This is a genomic window from uncultured Streptococcus sp., assembly GCF_963528215.1.
Lineage (GTDB): Bacteria > Bacillota > Bacilli > Lactobacillales > Streptococcaceae > Streptococcus.
The window spans coordinates 46,453-69,492 of the sequence record NZ_CAURVL010000007.1 but is presented as its reverse complement, the minus strand read 5'-3'; the positions used below and the strand labels follow the sequence as shown (position 1 = coordinate 69,492).

The following is a 23,040-nucleotide window of genomic DNA, read 5'->3' as shown; positions in this document are numbered from 1 at the left end:
AGAATTAAGCGTCAGACTTGGACGGATGACGTAAAGGATTTCACCAGCCAAGCCATGCTCACAACAAATTGGCTGGTGGATTTTGATTAGATTATGAAATTTTTAGATTTATTCGCAGGTATCGGCGGTTTTCGTCTTGGTATGGAAGCCGCAGGCCATGAATGTGTGGGTTTTTGCGAAATAGACAAATTTGCTCGCAAATCCTACAAAGCGATACACAATACGAAAGGAGAAATTGAACTGCATGACATCACAGCAGTATCAGACGACACTGTTCGAGGAATTGGACGGGTTGACGTTATCTGCGGAGGATTTCCGTGTCAGGCTTTCAGCATTGCGGGAAAGCGGCAAGGATTTGAAGATACTCGAGGAACTTTATTTTTTGAAATCGCACGGTTCGCATCTATTCTCAGACCTCGCTTGCTATTCCTTGAGAACGTCAAAGGACTCCTCAACCATGATGGGGGGGATACATTCGAGACCATCCTCTCAGCCTTGGATGAATTGGGGTATGACGCTGAATGGCAAGTGCTTAACAGCAAAAATTTTGGAGTCCCCCAAAATAGGGAACGTGTGTTCATTATCGGACATCTTAGAGGAGAATGTACCAGAGGAGTATTTCCTTTCAGAGGAGAAAGTCAGTCAATTAGTAGCCAATCAGTTGTGAAAATTGGTAATGTAAACCCATCTGGTAGTGGCATGAATGGAGAAGTCTATCAAGCTGACGGCTTAGCTCCTACGCTCACAACGAATAAGGGAGAGGAGCAAAAAATAGCCATACCTGTTTTGACACCCGATCGCACGGATAAACGACAAAACGGGCGCAGATTTAAGTCTGACGGGGAACCTATGTTTACTTTAACAAGTCAAGATAAGCATGGAATTATGATTAGAGAAGCAACCGCTCAAGGATATGCAGAAGCAGAAATTGGGGACAGCGTGAACCTAGCACATCCGAACTCTAAAACACGCAGAGGACGAGTAGGAAAAGGACAGGCTAACACTCTCTTGACTGGAGAAAGCCAAGGAGTAGTCACGTCAGACTTCCGTATTCGCAAGCTGACACCTCGTGAATGTTGGAGACTGCAAGGTTTCCCAGATTGGGCTTTTGACAGGGCGCAAGAGGTGAATAGTAATAGTCGGCTATACAAACAAGCTGGCAATAGCGTGACAGTCAATGTGATCGAAGCGATAGCGAGGAAGTTGGGATGAAATTAACACTAAACATAGAGCCGAAGCCACAGAGCAGACCGAGATTAGCGGTCGTCCGAGGTAGAGCTTCGGCTTATGAAAGAAACGACATGCGCTTGTGGCGCAAACAGTGTGCTCTTTTGGTTAGAAACCAATGGAAAGGCAAGAAGTATGACACAGCTTTAAAAGTAAAAGCGACATTTTACATCAAACCAACAAAGCAACTACTGAATACGAAATATAAGCGTCCAATGCTGGAAGCTGAAACAATCCCAGTCGCTACACTGCCAGACACAGATAACTACATCAAATCACTATTCGACAGCATATCTGACGCTGGTTGCGTTTGGACTGACGACGGCAGAGTGTCGGAAATATGGGCTAAGAAAGTTTACAGCCTAAACCCTCGTATTGAGGTAGAAATAGAGGAGTTACATGAGTAAAGAGGAGATTTTGAAACAGTACCGGCACTCTTTAGAGGCCTATCAAAAAAGGCTTGCCGATAAGGAAGAAGACAAGTTTTATATGAAAGTTCACGGGTACAGAAATGCTTGTTAAGAAAATCAATGAAGCGAAGAAGAAAATCAAGGAGTTGGAAGATGAATAAACAGGAATTAAAACAATTGCTCAAAGACAGCGAAGTAAAGGGATTGAAAATTTTCGGCAAAGATGTTTACGGCATTCCGTCAAGTACAGTATTAGGACTGATAGACCAGTTGGACGAGCCAGAAAAAGGCTATGCAGAACAATCTCCACAATATCTCAAGAATATACTAGCACGACTGAGAGAATTGCCATTGCATGATAGAGAGGTTTGGTTAAAAGCTATCATGAGTGAATTCGAACAGGATTTCAGCCACGCAAAATGGCGTGAGGGATACGAGCTAGGAAAAATTGAGGGCATGATGGAATGTGAAAAAGTTAAAATTCCTCGAATTGTGGCGAATTGGATTGAGAGTTACAAAAACGCTCAATTGTCTCTATCATACGCTATGAGTAATATTTCTCCCGAAATTCGTCAATGGATGGATGGAGATTGTGTGACTAAGGCAGAAATATTCGCTCGTGCTTGGCTTGATGGGTATGAGGTTAATGATGAGAATGAAAAACGATATAAAGCACGAATCCCAAAGGCTAAGAATCATATAAACCAAAGTCAATTTCTTTGCAAAAAAGAAGAAAATTATTTCTTCTGCGGAAATGATATTGGTAGATTTAGAACAGAATTTGGAAAGTGTGAACTTGAAAAAGCAGGTTTTGGTTGGGTGTTTGATTGCCCAGGGATTGAGGTTGAGGAGGTACAAGATGACTGAAACCAATGTACAGAAATTTTACAGAATTTTAGCTGAGAAGACCGAAGCTTTCGGCACAAAGAAAGAAATGATGGCGCAGCTAGGGTTTGAGGGTGCAAAGCTTAGTTCGGATAGAACTAGACTTAACAGCGACGAAAGAGCAGGAAGATTTCCGCCAATTCGACTGATGATTAAGCTAGACAGCTTGTTTGACAGAGATTTTCTTATCACTTGCTTGCGTGAGAAAATGGACTGCAAGACAGTTGATAAGCGCTGGCTGAAAGTCGCACAAGATTACATCGATGATAATTCAAAAATTGGGGGGGCGACGAGAGACAGCGAAGCGGAGCGTCAACGGAAATTAAAGCGCAGATTGAAGCGTGAAATGTATTTAGAGAGATCTTTTGAAATTTAAAAAAGGAGGGAATATGCAACAATCAAGAATTGAGAGACTTGAGCACGAAGTGGCCAGGCTGCGGATATTGACAATATTAGCTATGGCAGTTCTCATCACAACACTACTAGTCTTCGTTTATGCAACTCAAGGACAACTTAATCAAATCAAAGAACTTACAACAAGGCTGGAGCAAGTGGAAGGAGCGAACAGATGATACCGAAATTTAGAGCGTGGATTAAGTCAGAGAAATGTTTTGCGGATTATATAGAATCTATAAGGTATTACTCATCAGAGATTGACCTCTGTTGGGGAGGTGTCTGCGAGAGTGACACTTTTAATCTTGACGACGTGGAGCTTATACTTTCCACAGGCCTAAAAGACAAAAATGGCAAGGAGATTTTTGAGGGAGATATAGTTCAATATCAAAATAGCAAAGTTCCATCTGCTGACAGTAAAGGAGTTATCAGATATTTTGATAATTGGGCCATGTTTGGAATCGATATAGAACACAACGAACCAAGAGCGCTATTCTTTAACGGCTTGGCAGACCACATATCATTAGATGTCGTCGGCAACACATACGAAAATCCAGAATTGATTGAATAGAAAAAAGGCCGACACACTGCAGCCCTTCGGTATATTTTCGATAAACCTATTATACCACAAAAGGGAGGCAAAAAGTGAGTAAGGCTAAAGAATTATTAAACGAGCTACAAAGTCTAGATTTAGATATTCAGAGCAGGATAGATGAAATCAACGAGCTTGAAGCTGGTTTGCTTTCAAGTCCTAAGTTTAAGTCTGATAAAATCAAAGGAGGGTCAACTCGGAAAATTGATGATGTCTACTGCCAGCTTATCGTAATGAAGGAAGCCATAGAACAGGACACGAGCGAAATCATCATGCGAAAGATTGAACTTGGACGAATGATCAATAAGCTGAAAAATCCAAGGCATAGGACGGTGTTGAGGATGACTTATATTATCAAGCAAGATGTCTTCGATATATGCGATAAGCTAGACATTAGTCAGAGTTCTTACTATTCGCAACGTAAGACTGCCATTGAAGAACTGGATAAAATTCTGGAATAATTTGGAATAACTTAGATAAATCTGGTGTGCACTGTAGCTCTGATGTGCTAGAATGGTAGTATCAAGAATTAAGCAAAGGCACCTTAGGCAACAGCCTAGAAAAGCTTCTGAAAAACTGCCAGCTTGGGTTACTGGTGGCGATAGAGTAGGATGTTTTAATATCGCAAGGCGAGGCAATAAATGCCTTGCTTTTTTCATTCCACAAGAAAGCGAGGTAGTCCAGTGAGTGGGTAATCTTACGGTTAAGCAAGAGAAGTTCGTCCAAGGTATAATCTCCGGACTATCTCAGAGGCAGGCATATAGAGAGGCTTATCCATCTGCCAAAAAGTGGCTAGATAATAGCGTGGATAGCAAGGCAGTAGTACTTTTGCAAAATGCAAAGGTTATGAAAAGGTACAGAGAGCTTCTAAAGGAGTTCTCAAATATGTCCTTGTGGTCCAGGGAGCAGGCTTTTAATGAATATGAGTGGTTAAAAAACAAAGCTCGAGCAAGCATTGAACAAGACGGAATCAGACAAGCTAATTCCAATGCTTTTCTATCTGCTTTAGACGGAATGAATGAAATGGCATGGAAGGATCTAGAGCTGACAGACGAGAAGCTGAGGAAAGAAATCGAGCTGCTTAAGATTAAGATCGAGAGTGGCCAAGGCTCTAAGTCTGATACAAGTCTCATGACGGCCCTTTTGGAAGCCGTGAAAGGTGGTGACTAGCTTTGGATATAACCTTTTCTAAGAAGCAGCTAGATATCATCAAGCGACCTTTTAATTACGAGCTCGAGGTCAACGAGGGGACACCTCGGAGCGGTAAGACTACGGCTGGCCACTTTCGATACGCCAGGTATCTGATTGAGTCTCTAGATGAAAACCACCTTATAGCAGCTTATAACCAAGAGCAAGCTTACCGTCTATTTATCGATGGTGATGGCACAGGTCTAATGCACATCTTTGACGGCGCTTGTAAAATCAAGCATGACGAACACGGCGATCACTTGCTGATTGATACACCTACCGGCCAGAAGCGTGTATATTACAAAGGCGGCGGTAAGGTAAACAGTGTTGGTGCTATTACTGGTATGTCACTAGGCTCTGTGGTTTTTTGCGAGATCAATCTCTTGCACATGGATTTTATTCAGGAAGCGCTGCGGCGTACCTGGGCGGCCAAACTACGGTATCACTTAGCAGACCTCAACCCTCCAGCACCTCAGCATCCAGTCATTAAGGATGTATTTGATGTTCAAAATACACGCTGGACGCATTGGACTATGGACGACAATCCGATTCTGTCTGAAGAGCGTAAGCATTCCATCATTCAAGCCTTAAAGAAAAACCCTTATCTCTACAAGAGAGATGTCCTTGGTCAACGCGTCATGCCTCAGGGCGTTATATACGGCCTATTTGACATCGAGAAGAATATCAGTGATATATTGGCCGGACAGCCTGTAGAGATGTATTTCTGTGGTGATGGTGGCCAATCAGACGCAACATCCATGAGCTGCAATATCGTGACAAGACACAGAGAAGATGGTAAGACTTTCTTCCGTCTCAACCGTGTTGCTCATTACTACCATAGCGGTGCTGAGACTGGACAAGTAAAGGCCATGTCTACCTACGCTGTCGAGCTTCGAGCATTCATCCAGTGGTGTATTAGCAAGTACCAGATGCGCTATACTGATGTCTGGATTGACCCAGCATGTAGATCCTTGCGAGAGGAATTGCATAAGTTGGGAATACAGACCAGAGGAGCCATGAACAACGCTCACGATGTCAGCAGCAAAGCGAAAGGTATTGAGGTAGGGATTGAACGTGGCCAGAATATCATCTCTTCAGGTCAGTTCTTGCTTATTAATCACCAAGAAGAAGAGTACGACCATTACTATTTCTTGAAAGAGATAGGTCTCTACAGTCGAGATGATAACGGCAAGCCAATTGATAAAGACAACCACGCAATGGATGAATATAGATATAGCGTGAACGCGTTCTATACACGCTACGCCAATTTTTAGCAACAAGGAGCGAGTAAATGGGCATCATACAGACTATTAGAAATCTATTTAAGAGAGGACAGTACGCAATGACAACAGACAGTCTGACAAGCATTACAGACCACCCCAAAATCGCTGTCACTAGCGCAGAATATCGACGCATTAACGATAATCTGAGGTATTTTCAAAGCAAGTGGCCTAAGGTTGAATATCTCAATACAGATGGAATCAGGAAGCATAGGAAAGCCAATCATTTGCCGATTGCACGAACAGCAGCTAAGAAGATTGCAAGCCTGGTATTTAACGAGCAGGCAGAAATCAAACTAGATGACGATATTGCTAACAAATTCGTCCAGAAGACACTGACAAACGACCGCTTCAACAAGAACTTTGAGCGGTACCTTGAGAGTTGTTTAGCGCTTGGAGGCCTTGCTATGCGGCCTTATGTGGATAACGACCGAGTGCGGGTGTCATTCGTTCAAGCGCCGGTGTTCTTGCCTTTACAATCCAATACTCAGGATGTATCAAGCGCCGCTATCGTGACCAAGACGGTAAAGTCTGAAGACAAGAGGAATGTGTATTACACATTGATTGAGTTCCATGAATGGGCAAAGGATGGGAAGTATATTGTCACGAATGAACTTTACAAGTCCAAGGATGTTGACAAGGTTGGGGATCGTGTTGCTTTGGCCGAACTTTACGAGGACCTTGAGGAGACGGTAGAGCTTGATGGGTTATCTCGCCCGCTCTTTACTTACCTAAAACCACCAGGGATGAATAACAAGGACATCAATTCGCCCCTCGGTCTGTCTATCTTTGACAATGCTAAGAGCACCATCGATTTTATCAATACCACTTACGATGAATTTAAATGGGAAGTCAAGATGGGGCAGCGCAGGGTAGCAGTGCCTGAAAATCTAACTGAGACAAGGATGGTTTCAACAGATGGTGACGTTCGTACTGTCCAAAGATTTGACAGCGAACAGAATGTCTATCTGAGACTTTCGACAAGCGATATGGACGGAGGTCAGCTCACAGATCTAACAACTCCTATCAGAGCTGAAGACTATATCAAGACTATTAACGAGGGGCTGAGCCTTTTTGAGATGCTTCTAGGAGTATCTGCAGGGATGTTTACCTTTGACGGCCAAAGCTTGAAGACGGCTACAGAAGTAGTCTCAGAGAACTCGGATACTTATCAAATGCGCAACAGTATTGTGAGCCTGGTAGAGCAATCAATAAAAGAGTTAATCATCTCAATATGTGAAATAGGCAAGCTTTATGACCTCTATCATGGAGAAGTCCCGGAGATGGCCAATATTACAGTCAATCTTGACGATGGCGTCTTTACGGACAAAAACAACGAGCTGGAATACTACACCAAGGCGCTGGCAAGCGGACTTGTAAGCCGTGAGTTTGCTATCCAGAAAGCGTTTGGAGTATCAGAAGAAGAAGCTAGGAAGATGATTGCAGATATCCAAAACGAAGCTCTGGTGGCCAGTAATCAGGTCAGAACTCAAGAAGATATTGATATTTACGGAGAATAAGCAACATGGCCAAAAGCAAGAAAAAATCAATCAAACTGAATGATGAACAGCTCTTGTTAGAGGCTAGTCAAGCAGCGGACATCTATCACCAGCTAACCCTAGATCTCTTTGACCAGGTCATTGATCGATTAAAAGAGAGGGGGACGGTCAGTCTTGAGGATAACCCCTATATCTGGCAGCTTGAGAAGATGTCAGAGATGGGCTTGCTCAACGATGACAATGTCAAGCTCATTGCTGAGCGGTCAGGGATAGCTGAGCAACAGCTTAGGCATGTCATAGAGGGCGAGGGATATAGGGTCTACCAAGACACCAAGCAACAACTCTTAGATACGCTGGGAAAGTCTGGGAGTGTTGTAAATAGCGAACTTCAAGATCGCCTTGCTTCGTATGTCAGCCAGACCATGAGCGACATCAGCAACCTTACAAATTCAACCCTGCCGGCCAGTGTCCGAAGTGTCTATCAATCCATAGTTGAGGAGTCCGCGGCAGCCGTTATAACAGGTTTAAAGACGGCTGATAAGGCCATATCAGACACTGTCATGAAATGGGCCAACAAAGGCTTTTATGGCTTTACAGATAGCTCGGGGAAACGCTGGAAAGCAGATACTTATGCCCGAAACCTGATTAAATCAACCGCCTGGAGGACCTACAACGAGGTTAGAACAGCACCGGCTGAGGAACTCGGGATAGATACTTTTTACTATTCGCAAAAGTCAGCAGCCCGAGAGATGTGTGCTCCTCTACAGCATAGGATAGTTACCACTGGAAAAGCTCGGACGGAGCATGGTGAGAAAATTTTGGCTCTGGATGACTACGGTTACGGAAGCCCCGGAGGATGCCGAGGCGTCAACTGTAGCCATGTCATGACACCTTTTGTGGTCGGAGCTAACTACAAACCTGAACTTGGACCGGACGTAAAGGACATCACGCCGGAGCAGGCGATAGAAAACGCCAACGTAGAAGCAAAGCAGAGGGCCTTAGAGCGTTCTATACGAAACAACAAGGAAAAGCTGCACGTCGCCGAAAAGCTTGGCGACCAGGAGCTTATAAACCGCTACAGAAACAAAGTGCAAATCCAACAGGGAGCCATGAGGCAATACCTGAAAGATAAACCATTCTTACACCGTGACTATAGTCGGGAGAAATACTACAGCGACCCCTACACGCAAGCCAAGAAAGAGGTTAAGCTTAGGGAAAATCTGGCCAAGCTTGAAAAGCGCAGATCAGAGCAAAAAGAAATGCAGAAAAAGTTCAATTTTGCTGTTGAAAGTGGTATAATTAAGACAGAAATTAACAACGAGCATTTTGAAAGGCATGTCAAAGGGACTAAGGGGTATGAAGATTATCTAAATTCTAACCTGGCCAAAGGAAAGAACATGCCAAGTTATCTGACAATCACAAAAGAAGAATGCCAGAAATTAGTGGATCGCTATGCTGGAACTGGACAATTTAAGTACAATCCAAAAACAGATAAAATGCAGGAAATCATCTCACAAAACAAACCTATCGGAACTTATATAGATCCTAAAACTGGGCAAGTTATCGAAGATGTTACTGATTTCCGCATTCATTACAGTAAAACCGGCGCGCACATCGTACCAACTATCAAAGGGAAAGGAAAACGAAAATGAGTAAGAAGTTATGGAATTATCTACGCTCAAAAGTTCGCGTAGTTGATATTAATGGCAATGTCATTAGCGGACTTGTTACGGATTTTGTCGATGAAATGGATAACGACGAGCAAGATGAAATCACTATCCTCATTGACGGATCAAATCCTGATAGCCCCACTGAAGTTTCTCTATATGAGAGAGATATCTCATCAATTCAAGTAATAACTGGCGCATAGTTAAATCTAGGCGCTTTTCTAACGTTTAAAAATCAAGACTGGCTTTGCCGGTCTTTTTTCTTGCCCTGGAGCATGGCGTAAAACTGTCTGAATTCGTCCATGTGACGTAAAAGAGGAGGAGTTTTAGACATGAGTTTAAAACGAGAAATGTTAGTCGAAGCCGGTATTGAGGACAAAGAGCAGATTGATAAAATCATGGCAGCGTACGGGTCAGGGATTGAGTCAGCGAAGTCCGGACTGCAGGCAGAGATTGATAGCTACAAACAGCAACTTGAGCAACGAGACCAAGCTATCAAGGACTTACAGGACAAAGAGGGAGCGAGTGAGGAAGCTAAGAAGCAGCTAGCAGACCTACAGGCTCAATTTGAAACCTACAAGACGGACAGCGAGGCTAATCTTGCACAGTTGCAAAAGACCAATGCTGTAGCCCTTGCCTTGAAAGATGTAGGAGCTTACAACTCTGAGGACCTCATGAAGTTTATTGACCTAGACAAGATCGAACTAGGCGAGGACGGGAAACCAGTCCTAGAAGAAACTATCAACGGTCTTAAAGAGTCTAGCCCTTACTTGTTCCAACAAGGGCAAGAGCAAGCAAAGCCGCAACCGCGCTTTTCAGCTGCTGGAAATCCACCGGCTGGAACAAACCAAGAAGACGCCTTTTTGAAGGCTCTAGGATTAAATGACTAATAGGAGAATGATCAATGACAATTAACTACATCACTAAACATGAGGGTACTTTTGAAAAGAAATTGATGCAAGGCGCCCTTACAAGCGTTTTGGAAACTCAACAAGTAAATTGGCTAGGAGCCAAGTCGTTCGAGTTGCCAACTATTTCAGTTACAGGCTATAAGGCGCACACTCGATCTAAAGGATACAACTCTGGTACAGTATCGAACGACAAGAAAGTTTATACGCTCGGATTTGACCGTGACGTCGAGTTCTTCGTAGATGCTGCAGACGTCGACGAAACAGACCAAGAGCTTTCTGCTGCTAACGTATCTAACACATTCATCACAGAACATGCAACTCCAGAAGTTGATGCTTACCGTTTCTCTAAGATGGCTACAGAAGCTATCACAAATAGCCACTTCAAGTCTGAAGATGACCTATCAGAAGTGAACATCTACACTAAATTGAAAGCTGCCCTTTTGCCAGTACGTAAATACGGTGCACAAAACATCGTTATGTATGTTTCTAGCGAAGTCATGGACTTTTTGGAACGCTCTAAAGAGTTCACACGCTCTATCGCTACTACATCTCCTCAAGGAATTGATACTCGTGTCACTTCACTTGATGGAGTTCAACTTATTGAAGTTTGGGACGATGCACGCTTCAAAACTAAGTTTGACTTCACTGAAGGCTTTGTTAAGGCTTCAGATGGTAAAAACATTAACTTCTTGATCGTGGCTAAGCCGGCAGTAATCGCTAAGGCTAAGTTTAACTCAATCTATCTTTTCGCCCCTGGTCAACATACAGAAGGCGACGGATATTTGTACCAAAACCGCCTCTATCATGACCTTTTCGTCTTGCAAACCAAGAAAGACGGAGTCTATGTATCTCACAAATCTGCTTAATAAGGGGGTAGAACATGCGTAAGTACGAAAAAGGGAATCAAGTCTACACAGTACAAGAAGGTAGCTTGCTTGAAGCTCAGCTAATGGCTGATGGATTTGAAGAAGTGATTGAAGATGGCCAAATCGAAGAAATCTTGGCCACTCGTTCACTTTCGGATATGACTTTGGCAGAGTTGAAGGTTCTTGCGAAAGAAAGAGGGGTTGAAGGTTACTCAACCAAAGCAAAAGACGAGCTCTTGGAGGTTCTGAATGGCCAAGTTTAAAGCAAAATTGAACGCCTATCTTGCTAAGTCTGACCGCCACTTTGACAAAGGGCAAGAATACGAGCTGGATCAAGACGAAGCCAATAGAATCAATAGTCTGTTTAATGAGGTTGTTGGTGGTGATTGCCTTGAACTTGTTGAAGGGCCTGAGAAAGAGTTAGTTGAGGTGGAGACCTCCACCTTTTAAGGAGGTGTTAAATGACCTATTTGACCGAACGAGAGTATAAAGACTTAGGTTTTGGCGAGGCGAAAGACTTTGATAGTTTGCTCAAGCGTGCTGAAATGGCTGTAGATCTCTACACTCGGGATTTTTACTCTTACAATGACTTTGAGCGTGATTTTGAGCCAAGGCGGCGGGCTATAAAGCGAGCTGTGGCCTTTCAGGTTGCTTATCTGGATAGCACGGGCATCATGACGGCCGAGGACAAGCAGGCAGTGGCCAGCATGTCGGTAGGTCGAACAACTGTAAGCTATCAAAATGGCTCTCAGAACTCTTCTCAGGGGCTTTCTATGGCTGCTCGCTATAATCTATCTCGGGATGCAGAAAACTGGCTGAAATCGGCCGGTTTTGGATTTGTGAGGGTAGGATATGATAGATAAGAGAATGCTTTCTGACTCTGTTAAAATCCAGAAATCGGCAGGAAAGGATGACTGGGGCAAAGAAACCTATTCAGAGCCCTTGTTGCTATCCCCTTGCAAGTTTGACCGAGTCTTATCTCACACAGGAGCCGGAAGCAACAGAAGCGAGACGAAACCATCAACGGTGATTGTTTACCCTCAATTCTGTCCGGTTGAATTGGACAAGTCTTACTTAGGCGGTGTCGTTGATGATGACGGCACCATCTATCTTGTTCGCAGTATCATCCCGCAGTATCATCCGCTAACCAGAAAGATTCTAGCTTATGAAATCGAGGTGATTTGATGTCTGGAGGTGTCAAGGTGTCTTTTAATCTCAATGGGATTGAGAGAAAGGTTTCTCCTCAGGCTCTGGCCAAAGGAAAGCTAGCCATAGCTAACCAGATGCTCTTGGATATGGAGCAATTTGTTCCTCGTAAAGAAGGAGGCTTGAGAGGGAGCGGAAGCGTCCAAAGAGACCGAATCACTTACTCAAAGCCATATGCTAGAGCTCAATACTATGGCAGTTCTTACAACAAGAACAGAAGCTTTAAATTTAGGAGGTATTCAACTCCAGGAACTGGCCCAAGGTGGGACAAGAAGGCATCAGCTATCCATGCGAAAGACTGGTCCAAGGTCGGCCTTAGAGCCATGGGAGTACGAACATGATCAATAACAACGACTTTTCGACGGTTCTGCTAAATCATATCAAGAAACTGAATCTGGCTATACCAGCTAGACTTGACTACTTGGGAGAACATGAGGACTTGGTTATCTATCCGCTGCCAGGTGGCAAGGTAGAGGCAGAAGATATGGCAGGCACGCAGACAGTGAGCCTGCCTTTTGAAATTGCTATCAAGTCGCAGGACCAGTCATTAACCAATGCCGCATTGTGGCTTATTAATACTTCTCTATCGCAGCTTGATTTAGACTTACCTAGTCTGAATCAGTCATACGAATTTTTAGGTCTTGAAGTAGCTAAGCCGTTTTTGAACGACTTAGACGAACAAGGCTTCTACATTTATCAGCTGGATATCACAGCCAGCCTCGAAATAGAAAGGAAATAATAAAAACATGGCAAAACGCAAAAACGCCCTACGGAAACACTACATCGCTCCGTTTGACCCGGCAACACAAGATACGGAGCCAGCTAAAGAAAAATACAAATGGCTTGCAAAGGACATCACCTCATCTTCTCCGGAAGTTGACGAACAGACAGATGACTCTGCAGACTTCGCAGGTGATGGAACGCCTGTAGAAACAATCACATCAGTCAAGCGCGGACGCTCTTTCGAAGGTAAGCGTAATGACACTGACGAAGCTCAGAATATGATTGCGGATATGCAGGACGAAGTGGGAGACGGCCGTAAAGTATGGTACAAGGAAGTGGATGCTGATGGCAAAAACCAGCGGGTAGGAGTAGCCACTGTCTCTGAAATTGAAATTGGAGATGGCGAAGCGACTGAACATGAAGGCTTTAAAGCCAAAATCATGTGGGATCAGAAACCGAAAAAATCTGCTGTAGTCCCTGGTTAAATTTGAGTGAGGGCGTACAATATGCGCCCTCTTATTTTGTGTAAAGGAGAAAAAATCAAATGGTAGTAATCAATTTACGGAACAAGGTAATCCCGATTGACTTTGGAGAGTTTCAGTTTGAATTTTCAAAGAGTGACGAAAACATCGAGAAGATGCAGTCATCAGCTCAAGATCTGCAGTTAGAGGCTCAGAAAATTGTGGACGAGGATGGAAAAGGAGATGTAACCAAAGCAAGAGAAATTCTTAAGCTTGCCTACAACGGCATCTTTGGCGATGGTTCTTTTGATAAGGTTTATAATCTCTCTGGACAGTCCACTGTCGACTGTATTAATTATTTTATTGAGATTATGCAGGGGATTGAACAGGAGCAAATCTCGAAAGAAAGTCAAGATTTGCTTGATCGCTATCTTGGTAAGTAGCCATGTTTGATTTATCAAGGAGATTTAGAGATGAGCTAGTCCTTGATGATACGAGCTATCCGCTTGACCTGTCTTTTGACAATGTTTTGAGGCTCTTCGACATGATACACGATGACTACATCCCTGTTATAGCCAAGCCTATCTTTGCCTTAAAAATATTGCTGAAGACCAGCACTGATAGAGATAAGCAGGCGGCTGATAATCTTTTGGAACACTTGGATATCGAAACGGCCTTAGAGATCTATAAACGGATTTCCGAGGAACACGTCGTCATCAAAAGTTCCAGAGGCGAGGTTAAAGAGTATGACTTGGCCGGCAATCTTATTGAGCGTACACCAATAGATGATGACGAGGAAGAAGATGAAAAAGAACCGCTTTTTTCTTTGAAATATGACGGTGTTTACATCTATTCCTCATTTCTTCAGGCGTACAATATAGATTTAATTGAGGCCCAGGGTAAACTTCACTGGCAAAAGTTTAATGCTCTTTTGAACGGGCTCCCAAGCAATACGAAGTTCGCAGAAGTCCTGAAAATACGCTCGTGGGAGCCTCAAAAAGACGACACTCAGGAATACATCAGCAGCATGCGAAAGCTACAAACAGAATACGCATTGCCAGAAGAAATTGATTACTAACGAAAGGAGGAACTAAATGGCGGACGGAAGAGTCGTTATTCAAGTTGACATGAACGGCGACAGAGCACAGAGCGGCATTAGTAAGCTAAGGGGCTTACTAGGCGGATTGAGCGATACCGGAACAAAGGTCGGATCAGTATTCAAGTCTGTCTTAGGAGCGAATCTAATAAGCGGGGCTCTAATGAGTGGTATCGAAGCTTTGACTGGATCCATAAAGGGTGCTTTTTCAACAGTCATTTCAGAAGGTGCTGCACTCCAACAATCTCTGGGAGGAGTAGAAACGCTTTTCAAGGGTTCAGCAGATAAAGTAAAAGCATATGCTGACGAGGCTTTCAGGACTGCAGGGTTGTCTGCCAACGCCTACATGGAAAATGTGACAAGCTTTTCTGCTAGTTTGTTACAGTCTTTGGGCGGTGACACAGAGAAAGCTGCAGATGTGGCTAACAGAGCTATGATTGACATGTCTGATAACGCAAACAAGATGGGTACAGATATCGGGCGCATTCAGGATGCTTATCAAGGGTTCGCCAAGGATAACTACACGATGCTGGACAATTTGAAGCTAGGTTATGGCGGAACCAAGACGGAAATGCAGCGATTGATTAAAGATGCTGCAGCGATGAAAGACATCCAAGACGAGTTGAATGTCTCTGTAGAAGATGGCAATATGTCATTTGGAAATATCGTGAACGCTATTTCAGTTATGCAGAAGAAACTTGAAATAACAGGGACGACAGCTAAGGAAGCTAGCTCAACCCTGAGTGGTTCTTTTGCATCAATGAAAGCTGCTTGGCAAAGCTTGGCCGGGAAGTTAGCTCTGGGTATGGATATAGGCCCATCGCTCAAAAACTTAGTTTCTACAACGTCCACTTTCTTGCTTGGGAATTTTATTCCTATAGTCGGTAATATTATGCGGCAACTTCCTAGTGCTATTTCCAGTGCAATATCTGAAGCAGGACCACAGATAGAAAGTAGCTTCAAAACTCTCTTTTCAAGTTTCGGAGTTGACACAACTATTTTCGACACTATCAAAGACTCGTTTCGGGATGTTGTCGTAACATTTGAAACGTTGTTTAGCACGCTAACAAACAAAGCTAACGGTTTTGGCGATTTAATTGATGGTGTTGGTAACATCATAAAGCTTTTCAATTATAATCTACAAAGCCTTGCCGCAGCTTTCCAATTTGCTTTAGAGGGATTTGCTGAAACCGGAGCAATTAATAATGCTTATAAAGCTTTTAAAGAATTAACTGAAGCAGCGTTTGACCTATCTAAGAAGCTTTCAGATGCAATCCCTTGGGATGTCGTAGGCGCAGCCGCTGGGCATTTAATCAATGCGATTTCAACGATTATAAGCTGGATTTCTAAACTTTCCCAATCTATCAGTAAAGATGTTTGGAGTGGTTTAATCACTGGAATTGGAGGCGGAGTGCTTGCTTTCAAATCCTTCAACTTCCTAAAATCATTCAATCCGTTTAGTATTTTCAGAAGGAATGCAGCAGATGCCTCTAATGGAGCAGCCGAAGCTGTTACACAAGGGAAATCTAAAATATCTCAAATATTGAATAGCCTAAGTTCGGTTATTAAATCTATCGGCGGTGCGATTAAATCTGCTGCAGTTGGTATCGGAGTAGGTATCAAAGCTGCTTTAGGAGGCGTATCACAAGTTATCATAGCTTTTGGTGCAGCTCTTAAAACCGCAGGAGTGGCTAACATCCTAGCCTTCGGTGCTGCGGTCGGTATTGCTGCGGTCGGTATCGGAGCAGGAGTAGCTATTATCGCTGCTGGATTTGCTCTTTTAGCTACTCAAAGCCAAGGGATAAGCGCAATCATTGGAGCGGTAGGGCAAGCATTCTCTGCCTTTGCTACAGCGATTATCGGCGCATTCGCACAAGCGATTGTAACGGTAGCAGGAGTACTTCCGACAGTTACATCGGCACTTGCTGGGCTATCTCCGTTGGTTGTAGCAGTAGGGCAAGCAATAGCGGCAGCGTCGCCGTTCGTAACAGCTCTGGGAGAAGCATTTACATCAATCATCTCTGTGCTTCCACCTGTTATTACAGCATTAACCGATGGTGCAGCGGCTATCGTAACAGCATTAACACCTATCGTTGAGATTGTGGGGAATGTGTTTACTAATATAGCTCAAATCGTAGCAGACGCTATCGTTAAGATTGTACAAGCGTTAGCGCCATTTATGCCGGCTGTTTCGGAAATGGTCCAAGCGTTAGCTCCAGTCTTGCAGTCAATTGTCGAAGCCTTCACGACGCTTGTTAGTCAAATAAGCCCAATCATCGACAGCATAGCCAACCTTTTTAAGAGCTTAGGAGAGTCTATCAAGGCTGTTCTTGACGGTGCTAAAGGTGTGATTGAAAGTTTCGGCGGCGCAGTAAGAAATATACTAGACGGTATATCCGGAATATTCGACGCAATCGGAAACGCTGCTTTGAATGCTGGTAAAGGCTTTAAACTAATGGCCGAGGGCGTGGTCATGATTACTAAGACTAATCTTGGAGATATGGCAGCTAGTCTAGCTGCGGTAGCAACCGGAATTGGTGCTATTACAGCCGTTAGTGGTGGAATGGCTAGCGCAGGCAATGGGATGAAATTACTAGGCCAAGGAATGCTGATGATACAGTCTAGCGGAACAGGGGCATCTGCAGCCTTAACAGTTGTGGCAACTGCTCTACCCGCTTTGTTGAGTAGCCTATCTAATATTGGGCCTAGTTTGATGCTGGCCGCTAATTCGTTTAGAAACTTTGCGACTGCTGCGATAGCTTCCTTAGCGAGTCTTTCCGGCTTAGGAGCTAAGTTCTCTATTATACAGCAAAACGTTGCTAATGTTATGACTACGTTGTCATACGCCAAAGAGGGTATAGCTGCTTTCGCTGCTTCTTTGGTTGGTATTTCTGCGTCAAGTTCTGGACTATCTTTGATACAACAGAGTGTCGCAAATATCACTACGACGCTTTCTTATGCTAAAGAAAACGTGAGTGCTTTTGCAACTTCGCTTGTTAGTTTGACCGGGATTATTCCGAGCGTTTCTGCTGCTTTTTCTACAATAGAAGCAAGCGCACAACTGGCGATGGCTGGATTGGTTTCTGCAATTACGAACGCAATGACAAAAGCTGTAACAAGTGTGCAATCTGGAATGTTAGTAATAGTGACGGTTATCCGATCTAGCGCTATCCAAATGACACAGGCAGGATTACAAGCAGGACAAGGCGTGTCTCGTGGAGTCACTAATGGCATCCGGTCTGGTGTAGGTCAAGCGACAAGCGCCATGAATACTCTTATATTGTCTGTTCAGCGTGTCGGAAATATCGGCGCTCGAAACATGGTTAATATCGGTACTCAAATCGGAAACGGCCTAGCTCGTGGCATGATTGCCGCTTTGCCAGCGGTCACATCAGCGGCTAATGCGCTCGTGGACCAGGCAGAGAGAGCGGCAAAAGCTAGAGCAGATATCCATTCGCCATCCAGGCTCTTTAGAGACCAAGTTGGTCGGTATATCGCTCAAGGTATAGCTGTAGGTATTGAGCAGAATACCTCAGATGTGGTAGACAGTCTTGACAAAGTCCAGCGAGAAATGATGCGCTACAGCTTCCATCCAGAGAAAATGATCAGTCAATCTGCAGGATCTATCACAAGTCAAGTGCAGCTTAAATCAGCCAGTGATCGATTGCAGGGTGGCCAAAATAAGAGCGTCAAGGATAAAGCGGATGAATTTCTTCGCAAGGCGTTAGAAGTGGCAGAGGAAGCCGTGAAGAGACCTGTCTATACTGTTCTGGATGACGGCACACTAGTAGCTAAGACAGGAGAAAAATTCAAAAACTGGCAGGATAATCAAAACTTTATTCGCAACAGGATGAGAGGGGTGGAAATTTGACAAAAATCATGACTTTCAACGGAGTTGATATGTCCAAGTATTTTAAGGTCTTGGATGTTATTATCCCGATAGGAAACGCAAGGAGTATCGCAACAAGCGACGCTCCTTTTTTGGGCGTAAACGTCCAAAATGTCAAAATCGGACCCAAGAGAATTAAAGTTAAGATCAAGATGCAAACTAGGACTCCGGAAGAGATGGAAGAGCTGAAAGATGAACTTGCTGGTGTACTGAATGTATCTGAAGCAAAGCGAATCACTTTTAATTTTAAGCCAGGCAAGTACTACATGGGCTTTGCTTACGATGACATTACCCCAGATAATATTACTCGCTGGCTACAAAAAGCAGAAATTGATTTTTTGATCCCCGACGGTGTGGCACACTCTACAACCTACAAGCGAGTGGTGGACTACGAGGAGCGCCAAGGCAAGATGGTCTTTGCGATCGATAACAAGGGTACAGCAGACGCTTATCCGATTATCACATTTAAAGCCAATGACGAAAACGGCTATTATGGCCTTGTGAGCGAGCGTTTTGCTTTTGAAGTCGGGAACGTTGAAGAACAAGACGGGAAAATAGTATCTAAGAAGCTGACCATGTTTGATTTTAGAGATGGCCGCATAAAAGAGGGATTTTCTTCTGCTCGGAAAAACGAGGGGATAACAAATGCTCCAGAATTACTTCAAGGAACTCTAAGAATAGATGAATTTTGGGGCAGAAGTCATATCATATTAAATTCAGAAGAAAACAGGAAGGCTAAAGGCGCTTCTTTGACTTGGGAAATCCCTGTTGACGAATACGGCGTCAAAGGTTCGTTGACAGATTACATTTGGTGGAGACAGATATTCTGGATTGGTCGAGAGAGTCAGCAAGGTGCTTTGAAAGTAACAGTGTCAGCGGAAGATGGAACTTTCCTTTATGGTGTCGAGACATTTAAGCGCAGGCTAGGACTTGCGACAGAGTTCAACTTTCTTGGGGCAGATGGTAAAGGCGGTTATACGATACTAGGTCGTAAAACTTTTAACGCAACAGACCAAGATGCACAAAACCCTTTTAATCAAAACAGAGGGTGGTCCGATATGGTCCGAGAAGATGACAAGGTTGGCTTTTATTGGTTTGGCTCAAGGGAAGAAAGAACCATACCGCATATCAAAGGGAAGAAGTCAGCGAAAATACACATTACTTATATCGCGCTTGAAAATCAAGAATTGCCTACACACATGCACATTGATGGTTTTCTTTACGAAAAGACAAACAATAATGCTTGGGAAGATGTGCCGAACAGATATGCATCTGGAAGCACAGTTGTTATCAACAGCGAGAATGACAATCTAATCTTAAATAACATTTACGACTTAGACCAAGTAGTTGATGGCTCTCTGTGGCCGGTCATTCCGCCAGGTAAGTCTGAGATTGAGATTCTGCAGTCCAGTTGGGCTAAGAAAAAACCAAGTGTCACGATTGAATTTGAAGAAAGGTGGCTCTAATGCTTTTAACAATCCACGATAGCGCCTTGAAGAAGGTTGCTTATATCGACAACGACAAGCAGACCACCTTGAATTTCTTCAACGACAAGTGGACACGCTCACTTGAAAGTGCAACATCAGTCTTTGAGTTTTCAGTTTTTAAGAAGAAAATCCAATCCGACACATACGTTGAACAAGCATATAAGCACCTCAATGAGCGGTCTTTTGTCAGCTTCAAGTATAAAGGGCGGTCTTATCTCTTTAACGTGATGAAGACCGAGGAAAACGAGCAGATCATCAAATGTTACTGCGAAAACCTAAGTCTTGAGCTTCTGCTTGAGTATTACGGAGCTTACAAAGCACCAAAAGCAATGACATTTATAGAGTATCTCAAAGAGTGGGGCACTCTTGGTCTTGCAAAACTAGAAATCGGCATCAATGAGATAACAGACCAAAGGCGTTCGCTAGAGTGGGAGGGACAAGAAACCTCTCTTGCTCGCTTAATCTCCCTGGCTCGTAACTTTGACGCTGAAATCGAGTTTGAAACTCACTTGAAGTCTAATAGCCAGCTTGACCGCTTTGTTTTGAACGTCTATAAAGCACATAGCGCAGAAAATCAAGGCGTCGGACGCAAGCGAAACGATGTTGTCTTGAAGTATGGAAAGAATGTGCGAAGTATTAAGCGAAGCGTTGACAAGACGCAGTTATACAACGCTATAAAGCCAGTTGGTCGCAAGGAAGAAACCAAAGAGACATCGACTAAGGTTGCCAATCCGTCCGTTACACAAGCGGCGAACAGTGGCAAGAAATACACTGGCGGTGGTTTGAACTACGCTGGGCATCCTATGAGCGCAGCAATAGTCCAAACTATCTTAAATCTCTGTGTGCAGTACAACATTCTGCCGTCTGGTATGATATGTCAGCTCTATCTCGAAAGTTCTTGGGGAAGTTCCTATCTTGCTAGGGTTGATAACAACTGGTCTGGTATGTCTGGCTCTGCTCAGACTCGGCCAAGTGGTGTCAAGGTCACGACAGGAAGCGCTAGACCGGCCAATGAGGGAGGAACATACTTCCACTACGCGAGCGTAGACGATTTTATGAAAGACTATGCCTATCTTCTGGCTGAACAGACTAGCGGTGGGCGGAAGTTTTACGGGGTCAAAGGCAAGCAGAACATCGAAGAATACACGAAAGGGCTTTTTCGTGTCGGTGGTGCATTATACGATTATGCGGCTGCTGGATATGGCCATTATATCGCCTTAATGCGAGATATTCGGGGCGGTGTTAATCGCTCTAATGGAAATATCCTAGACAAGCTAGATGACCTCTGGAGACAGCCTAACAACCAAGTAAGTCAACCGAGTCAGCCAATCACACAAATCGTGAAAGCTGATAAGACAATCGCAGTCATCAACGAAATGAAAGGCCTGCAAGGCCGGACAGTCGGCAGCGGTCAATGTTATGGCTTGGCAGCTTGGTATTCCATGAAGCTAGGCGGCCCTGGTCTTGGTGGTGGCGTAACCGGCTTCTCTGGGAGAGTCGGTGCCGGTGTTGCTGCGGCTTATATCGGAACTGACTATGCTTGGGGGAATTTCGGATGGTCTGTTGTCCGACCTCGTGGGACTAATGAGCTGAAAGCTGGTGCTTTAGCAAATATCAAGGCTTATAACTCATATCAAGGTACAGGACAGTATGGCCACGTTTCAATCATCATCGCTAATAACGGAAGTACCGTAACGGTACTTGAGCAAAACTATGCCGGCCGGCAGTATGTGACGCTAGGAACATATAACGCACAAGCATATCTAGGAGCGATAGAGACGCTATGTTATCCGCCAGAACTAAAAGCTGGAAAGACAGTTGAGGGCAGGACGGAAACAGGAGGGACAGTTGATGTTCCAGTGCCAGAGATAGAGCTTAAAGAAGTAACTGTCAGCACAAGCCAATTATTTATTGATCCCCAAAAAACGCAAGAATGGAAAAATGAAAAAGGGGAAGTTGAATTTTACCTAAAGGGGAGCTTGCTATTCGCTCCATTATCTAAACAATTATATCCATCAGTTTTGACTGGTACTGAGATAAGTGATAACTGGATACGCAAGGACATGGAAGTAGATACAGATAGCGAAGAAGTGCTTATCTCCACGGCCTTGCGTAATCTGAGGAAATATTGTTATCCAGCTATCACGTACGAAGCAGACGGATATTTTGATTTAGACATCGGAGACACTGTCAAAATCCAAGATACGGGCTTTAGTCCTATGTTAGTGCTGGAAGCAAGGGTTAGTGAGCAACAAATCAGTTTTACCAATCCAAGCGAAAATAAGACGGTCTTTGCGAACTTCCAAGCTCTTCAAAACAAGGTATCAGATAGCTTGCTAACTCGCATGGCTAAGCTTGCAGAGCAGGCTATACCGTACGAGCTGAAACTATCTACCGACCAAGGAACAGCCTTTAAAAATCGCACAGGACAGAGCCTGCTCATGGCTACGCTAGAAAAGAACGGCAAGGTGTACGAGCCGATTATCTTTTACAAAAAAGGTGATTCAATCATTGGCAGTGGCAGTCAAATGCTAGTCCGTGCGACTGACTTTGAGGGAACTCTGCAAGTGACTGTAGAAGCCTATCTCAATGACGAGAAAGTGGCAACTACAGAAGTGACTTTTAGCAATGTGGCTGACGGTCAAGCTGGTGCGAAAGGCGAAAAGGGAGACCCTGGCGCACAAGGTCCTCCGGGGCCTAAAGGCGATAAAGGAGCGCTCGACGAGGAGCAACTAAAACAAGTCAATGACAAGATTGACAGCAAGGCCGACAACAAGCTCACAGCAGAGCAGCTGAACGCTTTAACAGAAGCTATGCAACTAGCCAAGGCAGAACTTGAAGCTAAAGCAAGCATTGATACGGTCAATGAATGGGTTAAATCTTATCAAGATTATGTGAAAGCGGACGAATCTGGACGAGCTGCAGCAGAAGCTAAACTTGTAGCAGCAACTCAAAGAGTTGCCAAAATCGAGAACAATCTGGGTGACATGGCCGAGCGTTGGAGCTTCTTAGACAGCTATATGAGCGCCAGTAACGAGGGCTTAATCATCGGCAAGAAAGACGGATCGTCCTCTGTCCGTGTCGAAAGTGACCGCATTAGCTTTTACTCCGCCGGCTCTGAGGTGGCTTACATCTCACAAGGTGTCCTCAAGATTGAAAACGGGGTGTTTACTCGGACGCTTCAAATCGGGCGTTTCCGTGAGGAGCAGTATCAGCTCGATCCAGATATTAATGTAATCAGATATGTAGGAGGTATTTAA

General features: G+C 44.1%; 26 protein-coding genes. All 26 read left to right on the top strand.

Annotation, left to right across the window (positions count from 1 at the left end; translation table 11 throughout):
- Positions 1–93 precede the first annotated feature (93 nt).
- The 26 genes from RWS24_RS04590 (at position 94) to RWS24_RS04465 (ending at position 23,040) form a co-directional block, all read left to right on the top strand.
- Positions 94–1,212, top strand: coding sequence for a DNA (cytosine-5-)-methyltransferase (locus tag RWS24_RS04590; protein WP_314365864.1), 1,119 nt, complete (start codon positions 94–96; stop codon positions 1,210–1,212).
- Positions 1,209–1,634, top strand: a complete 426-nt coding sequence (locus RWS24_RS04585; RefSeq protein WP_314365863.1) for a RusA family crossover junction endodeoxyribonuclease — start codon at positions 1,209–1,211, stop codon at positions 1,632–1,634. The genes RWS24_RS04590 and RWS24_RS04585 overlap by 4 nt, the downstream gene beginning before the upstream one ends.
- A gap of 156 nt (positions 1,635–1,790) precedes the next feature.
- Positions 1,791–2,504, top strand: a complete 714-nt coding sequence (locus RWS24_RS04580) for a DUF1642 domain-containing protein (RefSeq protein ID WP_314365861.1) — start codon at positions 1,791–1,793, stop codon at positions 2,502–2,504.
- Entirely contained in the window at positions 2,497–2,898 is a 402-nt protein-coding gene (locus RWS24_RS04575) for a hypothetical protein (protein WP_314365859.1), read from the top strand. Before RWS24_RS04580 ends, RWS24_RS04575 begins: the two co-directional genes overlap by 8 nt.
- A gap of 13 nt (positions 2,899–2,911) precedes the next feature.
- Complete coding sequence (locus tag RWS24_RS04570) at positions 2,912–3,094, top strand: hypothetical protein (protein ID WP_314365857.1); 183 nt, start codon at positions 2,912–2,914, stop codon at positions 3,092–3,094.
- Complete coding sequence (locus RWS24_RS04565; RefSeq protein ID WP_314365854.1) at positions 3,091–3,486, top strand: YopX family protein; 396 nt, start codon at positions 3,091–3,093, stop codon at positions 3,484–3,486. The genes RWS24_RS04570 and RWS24_RS04565 overlap by 4 nt, the downstream gene beginning before the upstream one ends.
- A gap of 74 nt (positions 3,487–3,560) precedes the next feature.
- On the top strand, positions 3,561–3,968 hold the full coding sequence (locus tag RWS24_RS04560) for a DUF1492 domain-containing protein (RefSeq protein ID WP_314365852.1): 408 nt from the start codon (positions 3,561–3,563) through the stop codon (positions 3,966–3,968).
- Positions 3,969–4,194: 226 nt separating this feature from the next.
- Positions 4,195–4,677, top strand: a complete 483-nt coding sequence (locus tag RWS24_RS04555; protein WP_314365849.1) for a terminase small subunit — start codon at positions 4,195–4,197, stop codon at positions 4,675–4,677.
- 2 nt (positions 4,678–4,679) lie between these two features.
- On the top strand, positions 4,680–5,969 hold the full coding sequence (locus tag RWS24_RS04550) for a PBSX family phage terminase large subunit (RefSeq protein ID WP_314365846.1): 1,290 nt from the start codon (positions 4,680–4,682) through the stop codon (positions 5,967–5,969).
- A gap of 17 nt (positions 5,970–5,986) precedes the next feature.
- Entirely contained in the window at positions 5,987–7,495 is a 1,509-nt protein-coding gene (locus RWS24_RS04545) for a phage portal protein (RefSeq protein WP_314365844.1), read from the top strand.
- A gap of 5 nt (positions 7,496–7,500) precedes the next feature.
- Positions 7,501–9,126 carry a phage minor capsid protein gene (locus tag RWS24_RS04540; RefSeq protein WP_314365842.1) on the top strand — a complete coding sequence of 542 codons (1,626 nt, stop codon included), beginning with the start codon at positions 7,501–7,503 and terminating at the stop codon, positions 9,124–9,126.
- Positions 9,123–9,344: a hypothetical protein gene (locus tag RWS24_RS04535; protein WP_314365839.1), complete on the top strand. Its 222-nt coding sequence runs from the start codon at positions 9,123–9,125 to the stop codon at positions 9,342–9,344. Before RWS24_RS04540 ends, RWS24_RS04535 begins: the two co-directional genes overlap by 4 nt.
- 129 nt (positions 9,345–9,473) lie before the next feature.
- Positions 9,474–10,031: a phage scaffolding protein gene (locus RWS24_RS04530; protein ID WP_314365837.1), complete on the top strand. Its 558-nt coding sequence runs from the start codon at positions 9,474–9,476 to the stop codon at positions 10,029–10,031.
- A gap of 14 nt (positions 10,032–10,045) precedes the next feature.
- Positions 10,046–10,918: a hypothetical protein gene (locus tag RWS24_RS04525; RefSeq protein ID WP_314365835.1), complete on the top strand. Its 873-nt coding sequence runs from the start codon at positions 10,046–10,048 to the stop codon at positions 10,916–10,918.
- 14 nt (positions 10,919–10,932) lie between these two features.
- The gene (locus RWS24_RS04520) at positions 10,933–11,181 is read left to right on the top strand and encodes a Rho termination factor N-terminal domain-containing protein (RefSeq protein ID WP_314365834.1); all 249 of its coding nucleotides are present in this window, start codon (positions 10,933–10,935) and stop codon (positions 11,179–11,181) included.
- A complete protein-coding gene (locus RWS24_RS04515) occupies positions 11,168–11,368 on the top strand; it encodes a hypothetical protein (RefSeq protein WP_314365831.1) in 201 nt (66 codons plus the stop codon). The genes RWS24_RS04520 and RWS24_RS04515 overlap by 14 nt, the downstream gene beginning before the upstream one ends.
- An 11-nt stretch (positions 11,369–11,379) precedes the next feature.
- A complete protein-coding gene (locus RWS24_RS04510) occupies positions 11,380–11,781 on the top strand; it encodes a hypothetical protein (protein ID WP_314365829.1) in 402 nt (133 codons plus the stop codon).
- A complete protein-coding gene (locus tag RWS24_RS04505) occupies positions 11,771–12,103 on the top strand; it encodes a putative minor capsid protein (RefSeq protein ID WP_314365828.1) in 333 nt (110 codons plus the stop codon). The genes RWS24_RS04510 and RWS24_RS04505 overlap by 11 nt, the downstream gene beginning before the upstream one ends.
- Entirely contained in the window at positions 12,103–12,465 is a 363-nt protein-coding gene (locus tag RWS24_RS04500) for a minor capsid protein (protein ID WP_314365825.1), read from the top strand. Before RWS24_RS04505 ends, RWS24_RS04500 begins: the two co-directional genes overlap by 1 nt.
- Positions 12,462–12,863 carry a minor capsid protein gene (locus RWS24_RS04495; protein ID WP_314365824.1) on the top strand — a complete coding sequence of 134 codons (402 nt, stop codon included), beginning with the start codon at positions 12,462–12,464 and terminating at the stop codon, positions 12,861–12,863. Before RWS24_RS04500 ends, RWS24_RS04495 begins: the two co-directional genes overlap by 4 nt.
- Positions 12,864–12,870: 7 nt before the next feature.
- Entirely contained in the window at positions 12,871–13,332 is a 462-nt protein-coding gene (locus RWS24_RS04490) for a phage tail tube protein (protein WP_223324025.1), read from the top strand.
- A 59-nt stretch (positions 13,333–13,391) separates the two neighbouring features.
- Entirely contained in the window at positions 13,392–13,751 is a 360-nt protein-coding gene (locus tag RWS24_RS04485) for a hypothetical protein (protein ID WP_314365819.1), read from the top strand.
- Positions 13,752–13,753: 2 nt separating this feature from the next.
- Positions 13,754–14,386 carry a Gp15 family bacteriophage protein gene (locus tag RWS24_RS04480; RefSeq protein ID WP_314365818.1) on the top strand — a complete coding sequence of 211 codons (633 nt, stop codon included), beginning with the start codon at positions 13,754–13,756 and terminating at the stop codon, positions 14,384–14,386.
- A gap of 16 nt (positions 14,387–14,402) precedes the next feature.
- Positions 14,403–18,275, top strand: coding sequence for a hypothetical protein (locus tag RWS24_RS04475; RefSeq protein WP_314365815.1), 3,873 nt, complete (start codon positions 14,403–14,405; stop codon positions 18,273–18,275).
- Positions 18,272–19,759, top strand: coding sequence for a distal tail protein Dit (locus RWS24_RS04470; protein WP_314365813.1), 1,488 nt, complete (start codon positions 18,272–18,274; stop codon positions 19,757–19,759). The genes RWS24_RS04475 and RWS24_RS04470 overlap by 4 nt, the downstream gene beginning before the upstream one ends.
- On the top strand, positions 19,759–23,040 hold the full coding sequence (locus RWS24_RS04465; protein ID WP_314365810.1) for a phage tail spike protein: 3,282 nt from the start codon (positions 19,759–19,761) through the stop codon (positions 23,038–23,040). Before RWS24_RS04470 ends, RWS24_RS04465 begins: the two co-directional genes overlap by 1 nt.

Excerpts from the sequence above, each read along its gene's own strand:
- RWS24_RS04545 (WP_314365844.1), top strand. The coding sequence starts at position 5,987 with ATGGGCATCATACAGACTATTAGAAATCTATTTAAGAGAGGACAGTAC.
- RWS24_RS04570 (WP_314365857.1), top strand. The coding sequence starts at position 2,912 with ATGCAACAATCAAGAATTGAGAGACTTGAGCACGAAGTGGCCAGGCTG.
- RWS24_RS04590 (WP_314365864.1), top strand. The coding sequence starts at position 94 with ATGAAATTTTTAGATTTATTCGCAGGTATCGGCGGTTTTCGTCTTGGT.
- RWS24_RS04580 (WP_314365861.1), top strand. The coding sequence starts at position 1,791 with ATGAATAAACAGGAATTAAAACAATTGCTCAAAGACAGCGAAGTAAAG.
- RWS24_RS04485 (WP_314365819.1), top strand. The coding sequence starts at position 13,392 with ATGGTAGTAATCAATTTACGGAACAAGGTAATCCCGATTGACTTTGGA.
- RWS24_RS04505 (WP_314365828.1), top strand. The coding sequence starts at position 11,771 with ATGATAGATAAGAGAATGCTTTCTGACTCTGTTAAAATCCAGAAATCG.
- RWS24_RS04475 (WP_314365815.1), top strand. The coding sequence starts at position 14,403 with ATGGCGGACGGAAGAGTCGTTATTCAAGTTGACATGAACGGCGACAGA.
- RWS24_RS04495 (WP_314365824.1), top strand. The coding sequence starts at position 12,462 with ATGATCAATAACAACGACTTTTCGACGGTTCTGCTAAATCATATCAAG.
- RWS24_RS04465 (WP_314365810.1), top strand. The coding sequence starts at position 19,759 with ATGCTTTTAACAATCCACGATAGCGCCTTGAAGAAGGTTGCTTATATC.
- RWS24_RS04530 (WP_314365837.1), top strand. The coding sequence starts at position 9,474 with ATGAGTTTAAAACGAGAAATGTTAGTCGAAGCCGGTATTGAGGACAAA.
- RWS24_RS04490 (WP_223324025.1), top strand. The coding sequence starts at position 12,871 with ATGGCAAAACGCAAAAACGCCCTACGGAAACACTACATCGCTCCGTTT.
- RWS24_RS04540 (WP_314365842.1), top strand. The coding sequence starts at position 7,501 with ATGGCCAAAAGCAAGAAAAAATCAATCAAACTGAATGATGAACAGCTC.
- RWS24_RS04510 (WP_314365829.1), top strand. The coding sequence starts at position 11,380 with ATGACCTATTTGACCGAACGAGAGTATAAAGACTTAGGTTTTGGCGAG.
- RWS24_RS04500 (WP_314365825.1), top strand. The coding sequence starts at position 12,103 with ATGTCTGGAGGTGTCAAGGTGTCTTTTAATCTCAATGGGATTGAGAGA.
- RWS24_RS04575 (WP_314365859.1), top strand. The coding sequence starts at position 2,497 with ATGACTGAAACCAATGTACAGAAATTTTACAGAATTTTAGCTGAGAAG.
- RWS24_RS04585 (WP_314365863.1), top strand. The coding sequence starts at position 1,209 with ATGAAATTAACACTAAACATAGAGCCGAAGCCACAGAGCAGACCGAGA.
- RWS24_RS04520 (WP_314365834.1), top strand. The coding sequence starts at position 10,933 with ATGCGTAAGTACGAAAAAGGGAATCAAGTCTACACAGTACAAGAAGGT.
- RWS24_RS04565 (WP_314365854.1), top strand. The coding sequence starts at position 3,091 with ATGATACCGAAATTTAGAGCGTGGATTAAGTCAGAGAAATGTTTTGCG.
- RWS24_RS04515 (WP_314365831.1), top strand. The coding sequence starts at position 11,168 with ATGGCCAAGTTTAAAGCAAAATTGAACGCCTATCTTGCTAAGTCTGAC.
- RWS24_RS04480 (WP_314365818.1), top strand. The coding sequence starts at position 13,754 with ATGTTTGATTTATCAAGGAGATTTAGAGATGAGCTAGTCCTTGATGAT.
- RWS24_RS04525 (WP_314365835.1), top strand. The coding sequence starts at position 10,046 with ATGACAATTAACTACATCACTAAACATGAGGGTACTTTTGAAAAGAAA.
- RWS24_RS04535 (WP_314365839.1), top strand. The coding sequence starts at position 9,123 with ATGAGTAAGAAGTTATGGAATTATCTACGCTCAAAAGTTCGCGTAGTT.